The following is a 5,691-nucleotide window of genomic DNA, read 5'->3' as shown; positions in this document are numbered from 1 at the left end:
CTAAAAAAAACCATAAAAAAAGATTAAAAAAGTCATTGCAAAAAGGAAAATAGGTAGTATGTTTGCACCCGCAAAACGAGGAAACAAATCTAAGTTAAGCGGATGTTCAGAATACGTAATGAGTTTTAGAAAAAGGTTGAAAAAACTTTTTTCAAAAAAAAATAAAAAAAGTATTGTGAGTATAAAAAAAGGTTTTATATTTGCACCCGCTAAACGAGGAAACGAAGTTTAGAGAAGCAAAAAAAGTTCATAAACATATTGAAATTGACAGCGTAAGATTTAGCTGGAAACGGTTAAATCGAACAAGAGAATAAACCATTTTGAGTACTGAAAATTCTTATTAGTTGTTAAATAGTAAAAGTCATAAAAGACTTAAAAATTTAACGATGAAGAGTTTGATCCTGGCTCAGGATGAACGCTAGCGGCAGGCCTAACACATGCAAGTCGAGGGGTAACATAGAGAAGCTTGCTTTTCTGATGACGACCGGCGCACGGGTGCGTAACGCGTATACAATCTACCTTACACTGGGGGATAGCCTTTGGAAACGAAGATTAATACCTCATAGTATTTTAGTTTCGCATGAGATTAGAATTAAAGGTTACGGTGTAAGATGAGTATGCGTCCTATTAGCTAGATGGTGTGGTAACGGCACACCATGGCAACGATAGGTAGGGGCCCTGAGAGGGGGATCCCCCACACTGGTACTGAGACACGGACCAGACTCCTACGGGAGGCAGCAGTGAGGAATATTGGACAATGGGCGAAAGCCTGATCCAGCCATGCCGCGTGCAGGAAGACTGCCCTATGGGTTGTAAACTGCTTTTGTACGGGAAGAAACCCTCCTACGTGTAGGAGCTTGACGGTACCGTAAGAATAAGCATCGGCTAACTCCGTGCCAGCAGCCGCGGTAATACGGAGGATGCAAGCGTTATCCGGAATCATTGGGTTTAAAGGGTCCGTAGGTGGATTGGTCAGTCAGAGGTGAAATCCTGCAGCTTAACTGTAGAACTGCCTTTGATACTGCTAATCTTGAGTCATTATGAAGTAGTTAGAATATGTAGTGTAGCGGTGAAATGCATAGATATTACATAGAATACCAATTGCGAAGGCAGATTACTAATAATGTACTGACACTGATGGACGAAAGCGTGGGGAGCGAACGGGATTAGATACCCCGGTAGTCCACGCCGTAAACGATGGATACTAGCTGTTGGGCTTCGGCTCAGTGGCTAAGCGAAAGTGATAAGTATCCCACCTGGGGAGTACGTTCGCAAGAATGAAACTCAAAGGAATTGACGGGGGCCCGCACAAGCGGTGGAGCATGTGGTTTAATTCGATGATACGCGAGGAACCTTACCAGGGCTTAAATGTAAGTTGCATGATTTAGAGATAGATCTTTCTTCGGACTACTTACAAGGTGCTGCATGGTTGTCGTCAGCTCGTGCCGTGAGGTGTCAGGTTAAGTCCTATAACGAGCGCAACCCCTGTTGTTAGTTGCCAGCATGTAAAGATGGGAACTCTAGCAAGACTGCCAGTGCAAACTGTGAGGAAGGTGGGGATGACGTCAAATCATCACGGCCCTTACGTCCTGGGCTACACACGTGCTACAATGGTAGGGACAGAGAGCAGCCACACCGCGAGGTGGAGCGAATCTATAAACCCTATCTCAGTTCGGATCGGAGTCTGCAACTCGACTCCGTGAAGCTGGAATCGCTAGTAATCGGATATCAGCCATGATCCGGTGAATACGTTCCCGGGCCTTGTACACACCGCCCGTCAAGCCATGGAAGCTGGGAGTGCCTGAAGTCCGTCACCGCAAGGAGCGGCCTAGGGTAAAATCGGTAACTAGGGCTAAGTCGTAACAAGGTAGCCGTACCGGAAGGTGCGGCTGGAACACCTCCTTTCTAGAGAAAGACGACTAATAGGTAAAAGTTTTTAAGAAAGAAATAGTTTATTCTTCTTGCTGTTAATTTTAAAATATAAAAGTAAGTCATTAAGTATTAGTGATTAGATAATCTAAGCGCTAAAAGCTGAGGACTCACGACTAAGTACAGTCTCATAGCTCAGCTGGTTAGAGCGCTACACTGATAATGTAGAGGTCGGCAGTTCGAGTCTGCCTGAGACTACAAAGTAAGGTTGATTTGGTTAAAAAATCAGTTTTAGATAAGTTCATTAAATATTGAAAGGAAATTTTAGAAGTTGGGTATCCCAAGTTGACGTATAGGTCATCAATTAACTGATAACTGTTAACTGATAACTGACTACTGAAAATATACGGGGGATTAGCTCAGCTGGCTAGAGCGCTTGCCTTGCACGCAAGAGGTCATCGGTTCGACTCCGATATTCTCCACGATTTGATTGATAATTGTTAATTAGCAATTGTTAATTGATAAAGGTTCATTGACATATTGAAAAAGATACATGAAAATAAAATTAGATTAAGATTTAATTTTAAGTAATTTGGATTAATTAGAGTCACGCGAGCGACAATCTAATTAATCATAACTCATTAAAAAAGCAAAAAGTACAATAAGCTAATTAAGGGCGTATGGGGAATGCCTAGGCTCTCAGAGGCGAAGAAGGACGTGATAAGCTGCGAAAAGCTACGGGGATTGGCACATACAAATTGATCCGTAGATATCCGAATGGGGCAACCCACTATATTGAAGATATAGTATCCGTAAGGAGGCGAACCCGGAGAACTGAAACATCTAAGTACCCGGAGGAGAAGAAAACAAAAGTGATTCCGTTAGTAGTGGCGAGCGAACGCGGATTAGCCCAAACCAATGTTGTTACGGCAATATTGGGGTTGTAGGACTACAATATTCGACACTAAGTGAACTAGAACTGTTTGGAAAGACAGACCATAGAGAGTGATAGTCTTGTATAGGTAAGCGAAGTTTAGATAGTAGTATCCTGAGTAGTGCGGGGCACGTGTAACCCTGTGTGAATTTGGCGGGACCATCCGTTAAGGCTAAATACTCCTGAGAGACCGATAGTGAACTAGTACCGTGAGGGAAAGGTGAAAAGAACCCTGAATAAGGGAGTGAAATAGAACCTGAAACCATACGCTTACAAGCGGTCGGAGCACGTTTACGTGTGACGGCGTGCCTTTTGCATAATGAGCCTACGAGTTACCGTTGCTAGCAAGGTTAAGTACTTCAGGTACGGATCCGTAGCGAAAGCGAGTCTGAATAGGGCGTATAGTTAGTAGTGGTAGACGCGAAACCGTGTGATCTACCCATGGGCAGGTTGAAGCTGTAGTAACATACAGTGGAGGACCGAACCGGTTGACGTTGAAAAGTCTTCGGATGACCTGTGGGTAGGGGTGAAAGGCCAATCAAACTCGGAAATAGCTCGTACTCCCCGAAATGCATTTAGGTGCAGCGTATTATTAGTTTTATAGAGGTAGAGCTACTGATTGGATGCGGGGGCTTCACCGCCTACCAATTCCTGACAAACTCCGAATGCTATAAAATGATATAATGCAGTGAGGGCATGGGTGCTAAGGTCCATGTCCGAGAGGGAAAGAACCCAGACCATCAGCTAAGGTCCCCAAATGTATGCTAAGTTGAATAAACGCGGTTGAACTGCTTAGACAGCTAGGATGTTGGCTTGGAAGCAGCCATTCATTTAAAGAGTGCGTAACAGCTCACTAGTCGAGCGGTTCGGCATGGATAATAATCGGGCATAAGTATACTACCGAAGCTATGGAATATTTATATTGGTAGGGGAGCATTGTAGTGTCGTTGAAGGTGTACTGCGAGGTATGCTGGAGAAGCTACAAAAGAAAATGTAGGCATAAGTAACGATAATGCGGGCGAGAAACCCGCACTCCGAAAGACTAAGGTTTCCTCAGCTATGCTAATCAGCTGAGGGTTAGTCGGGACCTAACGCGAACCCGAAAGGGGTAGTGGATGGACAACAGGTTAATATTCCTGTACCTGCTCATATTAAAAGTGACGGAGGCGTATATTTGGTGCGTGCTGACGGAATAGCACGTTGAAGCCAGTGGTAACACGGCGATAGTACACTAAGACTTCGGTTGCGGTGATAATCCAGAGAAGCGACTTCCAAGAAAAGCGAATGAAGCAGCCCGTACCCTAAACCGACACAGGTAGTTGGGATGAGAATTCTAAGGAGCTCGAGAGATTCATGGCTAAGGAACTAGGCAAAATAGACTCGTAACTTCGGGAGAAGAGTCGCCCACCTCTGGTGGGCCGCAGTGAAAAGATCCAGGCGACTGTTTATCAAAAACACAGGGCTATGCTAAATTGAAAGATGACGTATATGGCCTGACACCTGCCCGGTGCTGGAAGGTTAAGTGGAGGGTTTAGCTTCGGCGAAGATCTGAAATGAAGCCCCAGTAAACGGCGGCCGTAACTATAACGGTCCTAAGGTAGCGAAATTCCTTGTCGGGTAAGTTCCGACCTGCACGAATGGTGCAACGATCTGGATACTGTCTCAGCCATGAGCTCGGTGAAATTGTAGTAACGGTGAAGATGCCGTTTACCCGCTGTGGGACGAAAAGACCCCGTGCACCTTTACTATAGCTTAGTATTGGTTTTGGATAAGTAATGTGTAGGATAGGTGGGAGACTTTGAAGCAGCGTCGCTAGGCGTTGTGGAGTCATTGTTGAAATACCACCCTTTGCTTATCTAGAGTCTAACTCAGGAATGAGGACAGTGCTTGGTGGGTAGTTTGACTGGGGTGGTCGCCTCCAAAAGAGTAACGGAGGCTTCTAAAGGTACCCTCAGCACGCTTGGTAACCGTGCGTAGAGTGCAATGGCATAAGGGTGCTTGACTGAGAGACCTACAAGTCGATCAGGTTGGAAACAAGAGCATAGTGATCCGGTGGTTCCGCATGGAAGGGCCATCGCTCAAAGGATAAAAGGTACGCCGGGGATAACAGGCTGATCTCCCCCAAGAGCTCACATCGACGGGGGGGTTTGGCACCTCGATGTCGGCTCGTCACATCCTGGGGCTGGAGAAGGTCCCAAGGGTTGGGCTGTTCGCCCATTAAAGTGGCACGCGAGCTGGGTTCAGAACGTCGTGAGACAGTTCGGTCTCTATCTACAGTGGGCGTTAGAAATTTGAGTGGATCTGACTCTAGTACGAGAGGACCGAGTTGGACAAACCTCTGGTGTATCTGTTGTCACGCCAGTGGCATTGCAGAGTAGCTACGTTTGGAAGGGATAAGCGCTGAAAGCATATAAGCGCGAAACCCACCACAAGATGAGATTTCTTTAAAGGGTCGTGGAAGATGACCACGTTGATAGGCTATAGGTGTAAAGGCAGTAATGTCATAGCCGAGTAGTACTAATAACCCATAGGCTTATTGTACGCCTGTTTTTTTTTAAAGTACGGATTATATTCATGTGATTTTTTTCAATATGTTAAAATATTTGCAGCAATGATGCTGCGCTATAAGTTAAAAGCATTAAGCTTGTAACTTATAGCTAAGATTTAAGGTGGTTATAGCGATGGGGCTCACCTCTTACCATTCCGAACAGAGAAGTTAAGCCCATTAGCGCCGATGGTACTACGTTTGTGGGAGAGTAGGTCGTTGCCTTTTTTAGAAACCCTTCATAGTAATATGAAGGGTTTTTTTGTTTTCGATTTTCTCAGTTTTTTCTAATACAAAATAATGCCTGTCCCTTTTCCTATTGCATTTTAGTTGAATATTTTAG

Annotated in this window: 2 tRNA genes and 3 rRNA genes; all 5 read left to right on the top strand. The window is 44.9% G+C overall.

What is annotated here, in order from left to right:
* Positions 1-383: 383 nt before the first annotated feature.
* The 5 genes from J1D01_RS17140 (at position 384) to rrf (ending at position 5,576) form a co-directional block, all read left to right on the top strand.
* Positions 384-1,905, top strand: a 16S ribosomal RNA gene (locus J1D01_RS17140).
* A gap of 148 nt (positions 1,906-2,053) precedes the next feature.
* Positions 2,054-2,127: transfer RNA gene (locus J1D01_RS17135), tRNA-Ile, on the top strand.
* Positions 2,128-2,277: 150 nt separating this feature from the next.
* A tRNA-Ala gene (locus tag J1D01_RS17130) sits at positions 2,278-2,351 on the top strand.
* A 177-nt stretch (positions 2,352-2,528) separates the two neighbouring features.
* Positions 2,529-5,344 (top strand): 23S ribosomal RNA (locus J1D01_RS17125).
* 124 nt (positions 5,345-5,468) lie between these two features.
* A 5S ribosomal RNA gene (rrf, locus tag J1D01_RS17120) occupies positions 5,469-5,576 on the top strand.
* Together the 16S, 23S and 5S rRNA genes with 2 tRNA genes alongside form the textbook arrangement of a ribosomal RNA operon.
* Positions 5,577-5,691: the final 115 nt, after the last annotated feature.

Origin of the sequence: Seonamhaeicola sp. NFXS20, from assembly GCF_049132085.1 — a bacterium.
Taxonomy (GTDB): Bacteria; Bacteroidota; Bacteroidia; order Flavobacteriales; family Flavobacteriaceae; genus Seonamhaeicola.
This window is presented reverse-complemented; position numbering and strand designations above follow the sequence as displayed.